Origin of the sequence: Herbaspirillum sp. GCM10030257 (assembly GCF_042666555.1) — a bacterium.
Classification (GTDB): Bacteria; Pseudomonadota; Gammaproteobacteria; order Burkholderiales; family Burkholderiaceae_D; genus Noviherbaspirillum.
On record NZ_JBHTDH010000002.1, the window covers coordinates 75,599 to 90,108 of the forward strand.

At 56.0% G+C, this 14,510-nt stretch carries 10 protein-coding genes; 7 read left to right on the forward strand and 3 right to left on the reverse strand.

Translation table 11 applies throughout. The features are described 5' to 3' along the window. The first annotated feature begins 112 nt into the window (after positions 1-112). The 5 genes from accD to purF all read left to right on the forward strand — a co-directional run bounded on the left by accD (position 113) and on the right by purF (position 5,469). A complete protein-coding gene (accD, locus tag ACFQUU_RS02880; RefSeq protein WP_382242394.1) occupies positions 113-985 on the forward strand; it encodes an acetyl-CoA carboxylase, carboxyltransferase subunit beta in 873 nt (290 codons plus the stop codon). A 96-nt stretch (positions 986-1,081) separates the two neighbouring features. Next, the gene (folC, locus tag ACFQUU_RS02885; RefSeq protein WP_382242396.1) at positions 1,082-2,386 is read left to right on the forward strand and encodes a bifunctional tetrahydrofolate synthase/dihydrofolate synthase; all 1,305 of its coding nucleotides are present in this window, start codon (positions 1,082-1,084) and stop codon (positions 2,384-2,386) included. A gap of 68 nt (positions 2,387-2,454) precedes the next feature. Further along, positions 2,455-3,426 (forward strand): SPOR domain-containing protein, encoded by a 972-nt coding sequence (locus tag ACFQUU_RS02890; protein ID WP_382242399.1) that lies wholly within the window; start codon positions 2,455-2,457, stop codon positions 3,424-3,426. Between the two features lie 12 nt (positions 3,427-3,438). After that, a complete protein-coding gene (locus ACFQUU_RS02895) occupies positions 3,439-3,927 on the forward strand; it encodes a CvpA family protein (RefSeq protein ID WP_382243354.1) in 489 nt (162 codons plus the stop codon). A gap of 24 nt (positions 3,928-3,951) precedes the next feature. Beyond that, positions 3,952-5,469 carry an amidophosphoribosyltransferase gene (gene purF / locus ACFQUU_RS02900; RefSeq protein ID WP_382242402.1) on the forward strand — a complete coding sequence of 506 codons (1,518 nt, stop codon included), beginning with the start codon at positions 3,952-3,954 and terminating at the stop codon, positions 5,467-5,469. Positions 5,470-5,577: 108 nt separating this feature from the next. Here purF and ACFQUU_RS02905 read toward each other — a convergent pair whose 3' ends face one another. The 3 genes from ACFQUU_RS02905 to ACFQUU_RS02915 form a co-directional block, all read right to left on the reverse strand. Then, positions 5,578-8,967, reverse strand: coding sequence for an EAL domain-containing protein (locus ACFQUU_RS02905; RefSeq protein ID WP_382242405.1), 3,390 nt, complete (start codon positions 8,965-8,967; stop codon positions 5,578-5,580). Further along, positions 8,945-9,442 (reverse strand): response regulator, encoded by a 498-nt coding sequence (locus ACFQUU_RS02910; RefSeq protein WP_382242408.1) that lies wholly within the window; start codon positions 9,440-9,442, stop codon positions 8,945-8,947. Before ACFQUU_RS02910 ends, ACFQUU_RS02905 begins: the two co-directional genes overlap by 23 nt. Positions 9,443-9,515: 73 nt before the next feature. Then, positions 9,516-11,003 carry a PAS domain S-box protein gene (locus ACFQUU_RS02915; protein ID WP_382242411.1) on the reverse strand — a complete coding sequence of 496 codons (1,488 nt, stop codon included), beginning with the start codon at positions 11,001-11,003 and terminating at the stop codon, positions 9,516-9,518. Between the two features lie 357 nt (positions 11,004-11,360). On the opposite strand from ACFQUU_RS02915, the gene ACFQUU_RS02920 reads away from it, so the two are divergent. Next, positions 11,361-12,602 (forward strand): cystathionine gamma-synthase family protein, encoded by a 1,242-nt coding sequence (locus tag ACFQUU_RS02920; RefSeq protein ID WP_382242414.1) that lies wholly within the window; start codon positions 11,361-11,363, stop codon positions 12,600-12,602. A 200-nt stretch (positions 12,603-12,802) separates the two neighbouring features. Beyond that, positions 12,803-14,509 carry a GspE/PulE family protein gene (locus tag ACFQUU_RS02925; RefSeq protein WP_382242417.1) on the forward strand — a complete coding sequence of 569 codons (1,707 nt, stop codon included), beginning with the start codon at positions 12,803-12,805 and terminating at the stop codon, positions 14,507-14,509. The last annotated feature ends 1 nt before the right edge of the window (position 14,510 follow it).

The window sequence follows — 14,510 nt, forward strand, 5'->3', positions numbered from 1 at the left end:
TTTTTGCCACTTTAAAAGATGCACGCTGAAATACGGGCTTGCCCATGCCGATATTGGCGGAAGGCAAGACGAGCGGTACAATGCGGCAACCAAAAATTATGATGAGGTCACGATGAGCTGGCTTGAAAAACTGCTACCCCCGCGCATCCAGCGTTCCGACTCCGCGACGCGCAAGTCGGTTCCGGAAGGCCTGTGGGTCAAGTGTCCGTCCTGTGAAGCCGTGTTGTATCGCACCGATCTGGAATCGAATATCCATGTGTGCCCGAAGTGCGATCACCACATGCGCATTCGTGCTCGTGAACGCCTGGACGCGCTACTCGATGCGGGTGGTCGTTATGAAATCGGTCAGGAAGCATTGCCGGTCGATTCCCTGAAATTCAAGGACAGCAAAAAATACCCGGATCGCCTGAAAGACGCGATGGAAGCGACTGGCGAAACCGACGCGCTGATCGTCATGGGTGGCGCCATCATGACGCTGCCGGTCGTGGTTGCCTGCTTTGAATTTGAATTCATGGGCGGCTCCATGGGTTCGGTTGTCGGCGAGCGTTTCGTTCGTGGCGCGCAAGTCGCGCTCGAACAAAAAGTGCCGTTCATCTGCATTACCGCCACGGGTGGCGCACGTATGCAGGAAGGTCTGCTGTCACTGATGCAGATGGCAAAGACCACCTCAATGCTGACTAAGCTGGCCGAGAAAAAACTGCCGTTTATCTCTGTGCTCACCGATCCGACCATGGGCGGCGTGTCTGCATCGTTCGCGTTCATGGGCGATGTGGTGATTGCAGAACCCAAGGCCCTGATCGGCTTTGCCGGTCCGCGCGTGATCGAAAATACCGTGCGTGAAAAACTGCCGGAAGGTTTCCAGCGCGCTGAATTCCTGTTGCAGAAGGGCGCTGTCGACATGATCGTCGACCGTCGCAAGATGCGCGAAGAGATCGCACGCCTGCTGGCCTTGTTACAGAACCAGCCGGCCGAAGTGCTGGCTTAAACGCGTATCAAACCAGACAGCCCGGACCGCAGCATGGTCCGGGCTTTTTACTTTTCGCCGCGCCGCCTTTAGTTACTTTCCAATACGCTCAAACCCATGCAAAGCCTTCCCACTACATTGCCAGACTGGCTGGCCCTGCTTGAAACCATGCATCCCAAAGCCATCGACATGGGACTGGAGCGCGTTTCTCAGGTTAAGGACAGGTTGGGCATCCATTTCGATTGTCCGGTCATCATTGTTGGCGGCACCAATGGCAAGGGCTCAACCTGTGCCATGCTGGAAGCCATCCTGATGCAGGCCGGATACCGCGTCGGTGTTTATACCTCGCCACACCTGATCGACTTCAACGAGCGTGCGCGTCTCCATGGCGAACAGGTTTCCGATGAAGCGCTGGTCAGTCAATTTGCGGCGGTTGAGGCGCAGCGTGGCGATGTCTCGCTGACCTATTTTGAATTTACGACACTGGCCATCCTGAAGCTGTTCGCCGAAGCCGGTCTGGATGCCGTCATCCTTGAGGTCGGGCTCGGTGGCCGGCTCGATGCGGTCAACGTGATCGATGCCGACGTTGCCATCGTCACCAGCGTCGATATCGACCATACTGAATATCTCGGCGATACCCGCGAAAAAATTGGTTTTGAAAAGGCAGGCATTTTCCGGCCGGGACGTACGGCGATTTGCGGCGACCCGGTGCCGCCGCAATCGCTGATCGATCACGCGCAAGCCATCGGTGCCGATTTATGGCTGTTCGGACGCGATTTCAATTACTCCGGCGATAAGCAGCAGTGGAACTACGGCGGCCGCAGCCAGCGCCGCAGCTCGCTCGGCTACCCTGCGCTGCGCGGTGCGAACCAGTTGCTCAATGCGTCGGCCACACTGGCCGCACTGGAAGCGCTGCGTGATCGCCTGCCGGTTGGTGCCCAGGAAGTGCGTACCGGCTTCGCCCTGGTCGATCTGCCAGGCCGCTTCCAGGTGCTGCCGGGGCGTCCGACGATTGTGCTCGACGTCGCCCACAATCCGCACGCCGCCGCCACGCTGGCCCAAAATCTTGGCAATATGGGTTTTCATCCTTACACCTATGCAGTGTTCGGTGCGATGAAGGACAAGGATATCGATGGCGTTATCGCGCAGCTCAAGGACACGATCGACCATTGGTGCCTGACCAGCCTGCCTCTGCCAAGAGCGGCAAGTGCAGAGTATCTTCGGCAGAAGCTCATTGATGCCGGTGTGACGCCTCGTGGCGATGCCGGCAGCGAGCGTTCCATCGAACTATTCGACACTCCTGCCACAGCTTTCGCGAATGCGCGAAAGAGAGCAGGGGAGAATGATAGAATTGCGGTTTTCGGATCCTTCCTCACTGTTGCAGGCGTCATCGAGGCCAGGAAAACCGAAGGACAGTCGTAAAAAGATAATCTTTTAACTATTCTTTTAGGGCTGCCGTTGAATTTCACCGACCGAGTCATTTTTATCGCATGAGCTTGTTATCGTTCCTTCGTAAAAACAAGCAGGAATCCACTTCGGATGACAGCGCTTTCTATTCGCGCGCCGAGGAGGAGTCCAAGGCCGTCCGCAGCCGCAAGCGCCGCGCGACCACCCAGGGTGCAAAAGGCGATGCGCCGGTCGACCCGGTTTTGCCCGAGAAAAAGCGTGCGCGCCGTCGCCTGATCGGTGCAGTTGCACTGGTTCTTGCGGCAATTATCGGGTTGCCGATGATCCTGGATTCGGAGCCTAAACCGGTCGCCGATGACATCGCGATCCAGATTCCATCGAAGGACAAGCCGGTCGCTGCGCCCGCCAGCCGTCCAGCGGCTTCCGGTACCGACTCCACTGTAAGTGCCACTTCTTCCCTTGATCCGAAGGAAGAAGTGATGGAGTCGACCGACTCCGCCGCCGATGCCAAACCGACATCGCCGAAAGCCGAGGCACCACGTGTGGCGCTTGCCACTCCGTCAACGCCAGCGACGAAATCCGCCGAGGACAAACAGGCTGCGGACAGCAACAAGCTGGCCCAAGACAAGGCGCCTGCGCTGGCGAAAGAGGATACAAAATTAGATACCAAGGCTGACGTCAAGCCGGAGCCAAAACAACAACCCAAGCCGGTCGAAAAGATCACTGACAAACCCGCGGACAAGAGTGCGGACAAGGCCGCCGAAGCCGCACGCGCGAAGGCGCTGCTGGAAGGGAAGCCGGATCCGACTGCCGCCGAAAAAAAATCCAGTAAATTTGTAATCCAGGTCGCGGCCCTTGCGACCAAGGAAAAGGTGAATGAGCTGCAGACCAGATTGAAGGACGCAGGTATCCATTCATACACGCAAAAAGTTGCCACTGAAGCTGGCGACCGCACGCGAATCCGTGTTGGACCTTTTGCCAATAAGGATGAGGCAGAAAAAATCCGCGCAAAAATCGTTAAATTGGGTCTCAATGGCACGCTTGTGCCGGCTTGATTATTGTCGCCTGTGACCGCATTTGATTATCTGGTGATTTTTGTGCTCGTGTGCTCGATTGTCATCAGCACCCTGCGTGGACTGGTCAAGGAAATATTATCGTTGCTGAGCTGGATCATCGCTCTCGTCGTTGCCAATGCCTACGGTCAGGATCTTGCGATGCTGTTGCCGGAGGTGATTCCTGGCGGTACAACACGGCTGATCGTGGCATTTATTGCGCTGTTTTTAGGGGTGAGGTTGCTGATGATGCTGCTCACCATGGCGATGGATGCGGTAATCAAGGCCAGTGGCCTGAGCGTGGCGGATCGTGGTCTGGGCGGCTTGTTCGGTTTGGCGCGCGGTTTGGTCATTGTGCTCGCCGTAGTGTTGGTGTGCGGCATGACGGCGATCCCGCAACAGGCGTTCTGGAAAGAAGCCTTATTCAGCCCGTTGGCGGAAACCGCCGCGCGCACCGTCAAGCCATTTCTCCCGGGCGATATGTCCCGGCACGTAAGCTTTTGAATTGTCTTAGTTGAGGAGTCCACCATGTGTGGCATTGTTGGCGTTGTATCTCACGGCCCGGTAAACCAGCTGATCTACGATGCGCTGCTCTTGCTCCAGCATCGCGGTCAGGATGCGGCGGGTATTGCAACCAATCACGGCAATACGTTTTCCATGTACAAGGCCAACGGCCTGGTACGTGACGTGTTTCGTACCCGCAACATGCGCTCGCTTCCCGGCAATGCCGGTATCGGCCAGGTCCGCTATCCCACAGCCGGTTCTTCCAGTGAAGAAGAAGCCCAGCCGTTCTATGTGAATGCGCCCTTCGGCATCATTCTCGCCCACAACGGTAATCTGACCAACTGGGAACAACTCAAGATCGAGATGTTCAAGAACGACCGCCGGCACGTCAACACGGATTCCGACTCGGAAGTCCTGCTGAACGTCCTGGCACATGAAATCCAGCAGGCAACAACCGGTTATTCACTCGATCCATCCGCATTGTTCAAGGCTGTTTCCGCTTTGCACAAACGTGTGCGCGGTTCCTATGCCGTTGTGTCGCAGATTGCCGGCTACGGTTTGCTTGCCTTCCGCGACCCCTACGGTATCCGTCCTTTGTGCATTGGCTTCAACGACACCGAAAAGGGACCGGAATACATCGTCGCCAGCGAGTCGGTTGCGCTCGAAGGTTTGGGTTTCCGTTTCCTGCGCGATGTACTCCCTGGTGAGGCAATCTTCATCGATATGGATGGACGACTGTACAACCAGCAGTGCGCCGAAAATCCGGAACTCAATCCTTGTGCATTCGAGTTCGTCTACCTTGCCCGCCCTGATTCCATCATTGATGGCGCATCGGTCTACGCATCCCGCCTGAAGATGGGCGAATATCTGGCCGAGAAAGTCCGCCGCCAGTTTTCTTCCGGTGATATCGATGTGGTGATGCCGATTCCCGACTCATCGCGTCCAGCCGCAATGGAACTCGCACTCAAGCTGAACCTGAACTACCGCGAGGGTTTCATCAAGAACCGTTACATCGGCCGCACCTTCATCATGCCGGGCCAGGGTCTCCGCAGGAAATCCGTGCGGCAGAAGCTGAATGCGATCAGCAGCGAATTCAAGGGCAAGAGCGTTTTGCTGGTGGATGACTCCATCGTTCGCGGCACGACCAGCCGAGAAATCGTGCAGATGGCGCGTGACTCCGGCGCCAAGCGCGTGATTTTTGCATCGGCAGCGCCACCGGTCATGTTCCCCAACGTGTATGGCATTGATATGCCAACACGCAACGAGCTGATCGCCTATGGTCGTACCGAAGAAGAAGTCTGCCGCGAAATCACCGCAGATGCGCTGGTGTACCAGGACGTGGAATCGCTGAAGCGTTCGATCGCCGACGTGAACCCTCAGCTGAAGAACTTCGAGGCATCGTGCTTCGATGGTGTCTATGTCACCGGCGACATATCGCGTGATTACCTCGACCGTATCGAAGTAGTGCGCAACAATCCGAAGCCTGAAGTTGAAGATGCTGTTCGTTCGCAGCTGAACTTGAATCTGGCACGAGTGGATTAAGTTCGGTCGCCGTCGTCGTTCTGACTTGATGGCGTAAAGTTCAAGCCCGCTGATGAATGTCAGCGGGCTTTGTCTTATCCGGTCGTCAGCATTGGATTGCTCACACCATCAATGCGTCCGCAGCAGCGACGCGAAATCCTGGGCTGGCAACGGCTTGCTAAAAAAGTACCCCTGCATTTCGTCGCACTGATGCTCGCGCAGGAACGCCACCTGTTCCTCGGTCTCGACACCTTCCGCAATCACTTTTAAATTCAAACTGTGCCCGAGCGATATCACGGTGCTGGTAATTGCCGCATCGTCAGCATCGGTCGCAATATCCCGCACAAAGGATTGGTCAATTTTCAGCTGATGCAGAGGAAAGCGTTTCAGGTAGCTCAGGCTGGAGTATCCGGTTCCAAAGTCATCGATCGACAACTGCACGCCAAGGTTTTTCAGTTCCTGCAATTTGGTAATGAATAGTTCCGCACTGTTCATCACCATACTTTCCGTTAACTCGAGTTGCAGATGCTTGGCATCCAGGCCCATGGAAAAGAGTGTGTTCGCCACCGATTCAACCAGTCCTTCCTGATTGAACTGGCGCGCCGACAGGTTGACCGACACACTGATCGGCCGCAGTCCGGCATCCTGCCAGGCTTTGTTTTGTGCGCAGGCAGTATGGATGACCCAGTCTCCAATGGGGACAATCAGTCCGATCTCCTCGGCCATGGGGATGAAGCGGGTAGGCGACACCATGCCGAGCACCGGATGATGCCAGCGTATCAGTGCCTCGGCGCCAATGATGCGACCTGACATGCCATCCACCTTGGGTTGATAGAACAGCTCAAATTCATTGCGGTCAAGCGCACGGCGCAAAGCGCTTTCCAGTTCTGCACGCTCCAGCGCGCGCTCGCTCATTTCGCGGGAATAGAACTGGAAAGCGTTGCCGTGCTCGTCCTTTGCCCGGTACATCGCGGTATCGGCATTGCGCAGCAGGGTTTGAATGTCGTCGCCATCATCCGGGAAAATGGTGGCACCGATGCTCGTCGAGATAAACAGCTCATGGCCCTGTACATGGAACGGTGTCGAAAACGCCTCAAATATTTTTTGTGCGACAGCAGTTACGTCCTGCGGTCTTTGCACGTCGGTCAGCAGGATGATGAATTCATCACCGCCTTGCCGTGCGACGGTATCGCCTTCGCGCACGACATGCTTGAGACGCCCCGAGACTTCGAGCAAGAGGCTGTCACCCAGGCTATGGCCGAAGCTGTCGTTGACGCTCTTGAAGCGGTCGAGGTCAAGAAACAACAGGGCCAGCATGTCGCCGCTGCGCCGCGCATGGGCCATCGCCTGCGTGATACGGTCAGCGAGGAGATTGCGATTGGCGAGCGACGTCAATGCATCGTGATCGGCAAGATATTCGATACGCGCTTCGTATTCCTTGCGCTTGCTGATATCGATCACGATGCCATCATAGCGCAGGAGTTTGTCGTCGCTGCTGCGAATCGCCCTGGCGCGTTCCTCAACCCAGCGCACGGAATCGTCTGGCCGTACGACCCGGTATTCGCCGGTAAAGGTTGCGGTCACGGCAAGCCGGTGATGGGCGTCGCGAATGCGTTCGCGGTCTTCCGGATGAATCGCCTCGAACCAGGTATTACGGTTTTCAAAGAACTGTTCCAGTGGCCGACCGTACAATTTCTCCGCAATCGAATTGAGGTAGATGAAGCCCTTGTCACTGGCTGACCAGACCACATTGTCAATCGAATCGAGAATGCTCGACAACTTCTCTTCCGTCGCTCGCAAATCGCGTTCCGCCTTTTCGCGTGCTGCACGCGTACGCAGGCTATTGACGCCATATGAAATATCATCGGCCAGCTCTTCCAGCATGGCGATCTGCTCGGCATCGAACACGCCAAAGTCGGCTTCGTGAATGGTCAGGACACCGAAGACTTCACCATCGTATTTCAACGGGAGGGTTACAGCGAATTCGGTTTCATCCGTTCTTTCACTCGCAGAAGCAGTGGCCGGTGAAGAAGCCGATGAACCGGAAACACTCGCATAACTGTCGGGCGGGACGTCAATCACCACCCACGAGCGGGACATGTCCGGACTGCTTGCATGCTCACGTGCCAAGACAGGAGCGCCGGGTATCTTCTGCGCCATCTGGTGCTCCCTGCCTGGCAGGGAACCACAGCTCGCCATGGGGGTCAAGCTTCCATCTGGATTGGTATATCCGATCCAGGCCATCTGATAACCGCCGGACTCCACGACGGTGCGGCACATGTCGTCCAGCAGACCTTTTTCGCTGGTCGCATGCACCATCACGTGATTGCATTCCGCCATGACCGTACGGGCACGCAGTGTTCGACGCAAGGCATCCTGTACCTGCTTGCGGTCATTGACTTCCGTCGTGAGCTGATTGTGCTGGCGCTGGATTTCACTGTACAGCACAAGGTTTTCATAGACCACCGCGAGCTGAGCCGCGACTGTAGACGCGGCGCGTTCGTCGACTTCGCTGAATTCTCCGGCTTCCAGCTTGTCGGCAAGATAAAGCCAGCCGAACACCTTGTCCTGCGATGCAACGGGCACCACGAGGATGGAATGCACCGCCGGATGCCTGCGCGGCAATCCGACTCGTTCCGGACTACCGTCGAGCACGGTCAATCGGCACGGTGCTCTCCCGCTAAGCACATCACGAAAGATACCTGCATCCGGCGCAGGTGGCAGCAGTTGCGCCACCGTGGCATCGTCCATTCCGCGCGTCACGTATTGATCGACGCGCGTTCCGTCTTCACTGAGGATGCCGATCGCCGAGTAACGCGCCACACAGATATCCTGGACCACGCGGCAGCAGCTGGCCAGCAGTCGCTTGGGCTCACGTTCGGCGGTCAGCTCGATGCCTAACTCGATCAGTGCCGTCAGTCGAAGGCTGACAGCCTGCAGGCTCGACAAGGCATTCGACAGACGTTGCACCACCTGTTGCAACCCCTGCACATCACCAGTGGAACCTCCCTGCTTCTCCGCAAATTCAGAGACGAGATTGCTACTAGTTTCCAGTTCTATCAGGTACTCATTGAGCTGGTTGTCCAGTCCGGCGCGCGGTCCCGCATCCGATAATGCCGGTTGCGTATCCAATGGTGCGACGACGAGATTCGGCTGGCCGAGCGCTTCATGTACGGTTTTTAGAATGAGTTCGGGGTCGGATGGCTTGGGAAGTATCCAGCGTACGCCGCAAGCCATTGCCATGATGCTTGCCTCGCGCTCATGATAGGCCGCCGTGTAAAAAATCACGGGCGTATTTGCGATCAGGGGCAGGGCGCGCAAGCGGGTAACAAATTCGTAGCCATCCATGTTCGGCATCAGGATGTCGGCAATGATCAGGTCCGGTCGGCGTGCGCTCGCCATCGTGAGGCCATCGGCGCCGTTTGCCGCCTCGATAAGATCATGGCCGCTATAACCAAGCAGGGCCATGAGGAATTGTCGATTGAGGACGTGGTCGTCAACGATCAATATGGTCGCCATCTGGACTCCTGTTTTTTCCTGCCGCATGCGTTGCGCGCTGCTCCTCGGTTTGCGTCCTGGCAAAGCCTTCGTCGTGCGAACCGTTCTGTGAGATAGGAGCAGCCGAGGGAACCGGTAAAAATTGTTCGATCGTCCCGACAAAGCCCTCTGGTTCGATAGGCTTGCTGATATAACCATCGAAGCCTGCGGCAAGCAGCTTTTCGCGGTCACCAACCATGGCCAGCGCTGTCACCGCCACCACCGGGAGATGCCGCAGGCGTGGATCGCTGCGGATCTGCCGGATCACAACGTACCCGTCAAGCAGCGGTAATTGCACGTCGCAGATAACCAGATCCGGCGACTCTTTCAATGCCAGCTCCAATCCGGTCGTGCCATTCTGTGCACATAAACAGGTATGGCCAAAAGCATTAAGCAAATACTCCATCAGCTCCAAATTGGCCGGATCGTCTTCAATGAGCAACATCCTTGCTGTCACCGCATACCTCCCGAAGCGCAGCGTCGGTCCTCAATTGAGTTGATCGAGACAGTTAACGTCGATGGATGCACCTTCATGGCATGTCTCTCGGTATGGTCAACGTAAAGATGCTGCCCTTGCCGAACTCGCTGCTAAAAGTCAATTTTCCTCGAAGTAGGGTTGCAAGCTTTTGACTCAGGTATAACCCGAGGCCGGTTCCTTCGAATCGCCGGGTCGAACTTGAGTCAATCTGTGAAAAAGCCTCGAAGAGTTTCTCCTGGTCTGACTCGGGTATACCTATTCCGCTGTCACAGACCCGGAAGGTAACAAGTGAGGATGCTTCGCTTGTTACTTCATCAAGATGAACACTGACTTCTCCCTGCTCGGTAAACTTAATGGCATTATTGACAAGATTAATGAGGATTTGATTGATCGCTCGCCGGTCAGTGGTGAGCAGGATTTCCTTGTCCGGCATCTCCAGGCGGAACCTCAGTCCTTTCTGCTCTGCGAGCGGCATCAGCGTGTCAGCCAGACTGTGTAGAAGCAGGGTGCAAGATACAGATTCCGGAAGCAGTTCCACTTTTCCGGATTCAATTTTCGCAAGATCCAGCAAATCATTGATCAGCGAAAGAAGATGCTTGGCGCTGCCTTGAACAGTCCTAAGTTGCTTCTCCTGGTCCTTGGTGAGCGGGCCGGGCAAGCGCATGAGCAGGGTGCCGGTGAAGCCCATAATGGCGTTGAGCGGCGTACGCAATTCGTGCGATATGCTGGCAAGGAAGCGGTCCTTCGCCTGGTTCGCTTTTTCCAGTTCAAGATTTTTTTCGTACAAGGCCCGCTCAAAGCGCTTGCGCTCTGTGATGTCGCGGATGGCGCTCGATACTAATACGCCTTCTTCGGTTTCGAGTGGGCTTAGACTGATCTCGACGGGGAACTCGGTACCATCCTTGCGCAAGCCGTACAGCACCAGACCGTCTCCCATCGCTCGCGGATGGAATTGCGAGAAATAACTTGATCGCTGGCCGACATGCCCGGCACGCAAGCGCACAGGCAGGAGGCTCTCAACGGGAAGTCCTCGCATTTCACCGGGCTCATAAGCGAACAGCCGCTCGGCCTGACTATTGGCCAGCACGATATGGCCGGTCGAGTTCGACATCACGATACCATCCGGTGCCGATTCAAGCAGTTCACGGAACTTTGCCTCCAGCAGCTTCGCATCACGGAGCACCTTAAGTGAAGTTACGTCCTTTTGTGCCGTCAGAAAGTAAGTCGTTTCGCGTTGCGGATCGTGGATGAGCTTGAGCGATATATCGACATGCACCAATGATCCATCCTTCCTGCGGCGGATCGATTCATAATTGCACAGGCCCGTGGTACTCGCTAGTTCCATATAACGACGCTCCTCGCTGAGGCGATCCGTGGGCACCAGCAATTCCGTCAGGGAGCGGCCTGTAGTCTCCGCTGCGGTATATCCAAACACGACCTCCGCGCCTCTTGTCCAATGTACAACCTTCCCGTCTGGCGCCATGACGATAATCGCGTCCGGTGTTTCCTGAAGAACGAGCTGGTTAAAATCGATTGGCATGAATGTTACAAGTCTCGTTGCTGTATCCCATGTCTTTATATCCCTTGTCTTCGGTGCAAATTTCGCCTGGTTGCCAGATGCACAAGAATGGGAAACGGTTATTTGATTAGGATCACTAGCCTAGGATTTAGTGCAAAATATTTACGTTTTCACAGGACCACGAAGTGCATACTTAGTCTCCAAAAGTACTGGGAACTTGACAGTTTGCGTTCATTCATTTTTACGCTACGATGGAGGCTTGCGCCGATTTGTAACTGATTGCGGGCGCCAGGGTAAAGCCCCATAACAAATTCTGCTAAAACGGCCCTAAATTTCCTACGACCCGTTTAGCGCAGGCCAAGCGGGTTTTTTATTGCCATGACCGAGATAAAAAAATACGGATTCACCACCACCATCCTGCATAGCGATCGTCAGAAACCGATCGAGCATGGGTCCTTGCACAAGCCTATTCATACCTCGGTGACCTTCGGATATCGCGACGCACGCCAACTCGCCGAAGTCTTTCAGGGTAAACAGCCTGGCTACCGTTATGGCCGTCAAGGTAACCCGACAGTGTCCGCGCTGGAAGACAAGATCACCAAAATGGAGCAGGGCCTTGCCACCATCTGTTTTTCGACTGGCATGGCTGCGATCGGTGCCGTGGCGCAGGCGCTGCTCCGGGAAGGTGATCACGTCGTCTCTTCCGCTTTCCTCTTTGGCAATACCAATAGCCTCTGGCAAACAGTCAACGGGCAGGGAGCCAAAGTGTCGATGGTGGACGCTACCGACGTCAGGAACGTCGAGGCCGCCATTACGCCGGCGACGCGCATTGTCTTTGTCGAAACGATCGCCAACCCGCGTACACAGATTGCCGATCTCAAACGTATTGGCCAGTTATGCCGCGACCGCGGCATTCTGTATGTGGTCGACAACACGATGACTTCGCCTTATCTCTTCCGTCCAAAGATGGTCGGCGCAGGCCTGGTTGTCAATGCATTAACCAAGTCCATTGGTGGGCACGGCAATGCGTTGGGTGGCAGCCTGACCGATACCGGCCTCTATGACTGGACTAAGTTTCCGAACATTTTCGATTCGTATAAGAAGTATGTGCCGGCCCAATGGGGCATGGCCCAGATCCGCGCCAAGAGTCTGCGCGACTTCGGTGGCACGCTCGGGCCGGAAGCAGCCCATCATATCGCGGTCGGCTCCGAAACCATGGCCTTGCGTCTCGACCGCGAATGCGCCAATGCGCTCGCCCTCGCGCGTATGCTCGAAGCGGACGACCGCATCGCCGCCGTGTATTACCCTGGCCTCGAGTCACATCCCCAGCATGGCATCGCCAGTGAGTTGTTTGCACGCTACGGCAGCTTGTTTAGTTTCGAGTTAAGAAAAGATATCGATTGTTTCGATTATCTTAACCGTCTGAAGCTTGCCATCCCGGCCAGTAATCTAGGCGATACCAGGACACTGGTTATTCCGGTCGCCCATACGATCTTTTACGAAATGGGGGCGGAGCGCCGCGCGGAAATGGGGATTGCCGAATCGCTGATCCGGGTTTCTGTTGGCATCGAGGATACGGACGATCTGTTAGAAGACTTCCGCGACGCTCTCAGCGGCTGATGACCCAATCAGGTCATGCGTGCCATATGGTCTATACAGGTCATATGACCATGGACCACCGTATATCCATAGACGATCGTGGACCATATCGGGATGGCATTACAAAGGCACAATTGCGGATTTTCCCAATAAAAACAATTCACTAAGGCAAAGGGAATCTGGCTAAAATACGCGTGTAAAGTCCACGGTAAGGAGCGCGTATGGCACGGCCGGAAAAGGTCCGCCTCGGTGAAATTCTGGTGCAACAAAAGCTGCTGTCAGAAGAGCAGCTACAGTTTTCGCTGGGTGAGCAAAAGCGGACCGGACGCAAACTCGGACGTGTTTTCATTGAAAACGGCTTCGTCACCGAGGAGCAAATCTCGGGCGCGCTGGCCAAGCAGCTCAACATCCCGTATATCAATCTCAAATTCTTCAACGTGCGTTCCGAGATCGTGCGGCTGTTGCCTGAGACGCAGGCACGCCGATTCCGGGCAATCGCGCTGGAGGATCGGGGCAGTTCTCTGGTGATCGGCATGGCCGATCCCACGGATCTTTTTGCGTACGACGAAATTGCCCGCTCGGCCAAGCGTAACATCGAGCTTGCGGTGGTCAATGAAGGCGAGCTGCTGCAGGTCGTCGACCGCATCTATCGCCGTACGGACGAAATCACCGATCTGGCACGCGAGCTGGAACAGGAACTTGGCGACAGCTATGTGGATTTCGGCGCACTCGCCGGTGCAACAACCGGTGCGGAAGAGGCGCCAGTCGTCAAGCTGTTGCAATCGGTGTTTGATGACGCCACCCAGGTACGCGCTTCCGATATCCATATTGAGCCGCAGGCGGAACGACTGCAAATCCGGTTTCGTATCGACGGTGTCATGCACCTGCAGACTGAGGCCGATATCAAGATCGCTCCGTCACTGGCTCTACGCCTGAAGCTGATGTCCGATCTCGACATTTCAGAAAAGCGCCTGCCGCAGGACGGACGTTTCGCGGTGAAAGTAAAACAGCAAGCGATCGATGTGCGTATCTCGACCATGCCCACGCAGTTTGGCGAATCCATCGTCATGCGTCTGCTCAATCAGGGCAATGGCACGCTTAAACTTGATTCAATTGGCATGCCGCCTAAAATGGTCAGGAAGCTGCGCGCTATCCTGGAACGACCCAACGGTCTGGTTCTTGTGACCGGGCCTACGGGCAGCGGTAAGACCACGACACTTTATGGTGCACTCGCTGAACTTAACTCCCCTGAAAGAAAGCTCATCACCGTTGAAGACCCGGTCGAATACCGTCTTCCGGGCATCAATCAGGTGCAGGTTAACGAAAAAATCGAACTCACTTTCGCACGCGTGCTTCGCTCTGCATTGCGACAGGATCCTGACGTCATTCTCGTCGGCGAGATGCGAGACCAGGAAACCGCGCAGATCGGCATGCGCGCTGCGCTGACCGGTCACCTGGTGCTGTCGACACTGCATACCAATGATGCTGTCAGTACGCCAGTGCGGCTGCTGGACATGGGTGTGCCACGTTATATGGTGTCGACCTCCCTGCAGGCGGTGCTGGCCCAGCGCCTGGTGCGCGTCGTGTGTGAAAGTTGTGCCACGCCCTATGAACTCAAGCCTAACGAAGCCGAGTGGCTGAAATTTGAACTGGGTGATACGGTCGCCGCACGACAATATCTGCATGGCCGCGGATGTTCGCACTGCAACGGCACCGGCTATCGTGGACGTACCGGCGTGTATGAAATGCTCGAAATGACCGAGGCCGTGGCCGACGCCGCAGGCCAGGAAGATCCGGCGCATTTCATGAAGGTGGCCCAGGCTGCGATGGGCGGCGAAACGCTGCGCAGGCATGCGGTTGCGCTGGTCATTGCCGGCCGCACCACGGTTTCGGAAGCAATGCGCGTCAGCAACCAGTTCGAGGATTGAC

Bases quoted from the DNA above. Each gene is read 5' to 3' on its own strand.
- accD (WP_382242394.1), top strand. From the start codon at position 113: ATGAGCTGGCTTGAAAAACTGCTACCCCCGCGCATCCAGCGTTCCGAC.
- ACFQUU_RS02905 (WP_382242405.1), bottom strand. From the start codon at position 8,967: ATGGCGACCATATTGATCGTTGACGACCACGTCCTCAATCGACAATTC.
- ACFQUU_RS02915 (WP_382242411.1), bottom strand. From the start codon at position 11,003: ATGCCAATCGATTTTAACCAGCTCGTTCTTCAGGAAACACCGGACGCG.
- purF (WP_382242402.1), top strand. From the start codon at position 3,952: ATGTGTGGCATTGTTGGCGTTGTATCTCACGGCCCGGTAAACCAGCTG.
- ACFQUU_RS02890 (WP_382242399.1), top strand. From the start codon at position 2,455: ATGAGCTTGTTATCGTTCCTTCGTAAAAACAAGCAGGAATCCACTTCG.
- ACFQUU_RS02925 (WP_382242417.1), top strand. From the start codon at position 12,803: ATGGCACGGCCGGAAAAGGTCCGCCTCGGTGAAATTCTGGTGCAACAA.
- ACFQUU_RS02920 (WP_382242414.1), top strand. From the start codon at position 11,361: ATGACCGAGATAAAAAAATACGGATTCACCACCACCATCCTGCATAGC.
- folC (WP_382242396.1), top strand. From the start codon at position 1,082: ATGCAAAGCCTTCCCACTACATTGCCAGACTGGCTGGCCCTGCTTGAA.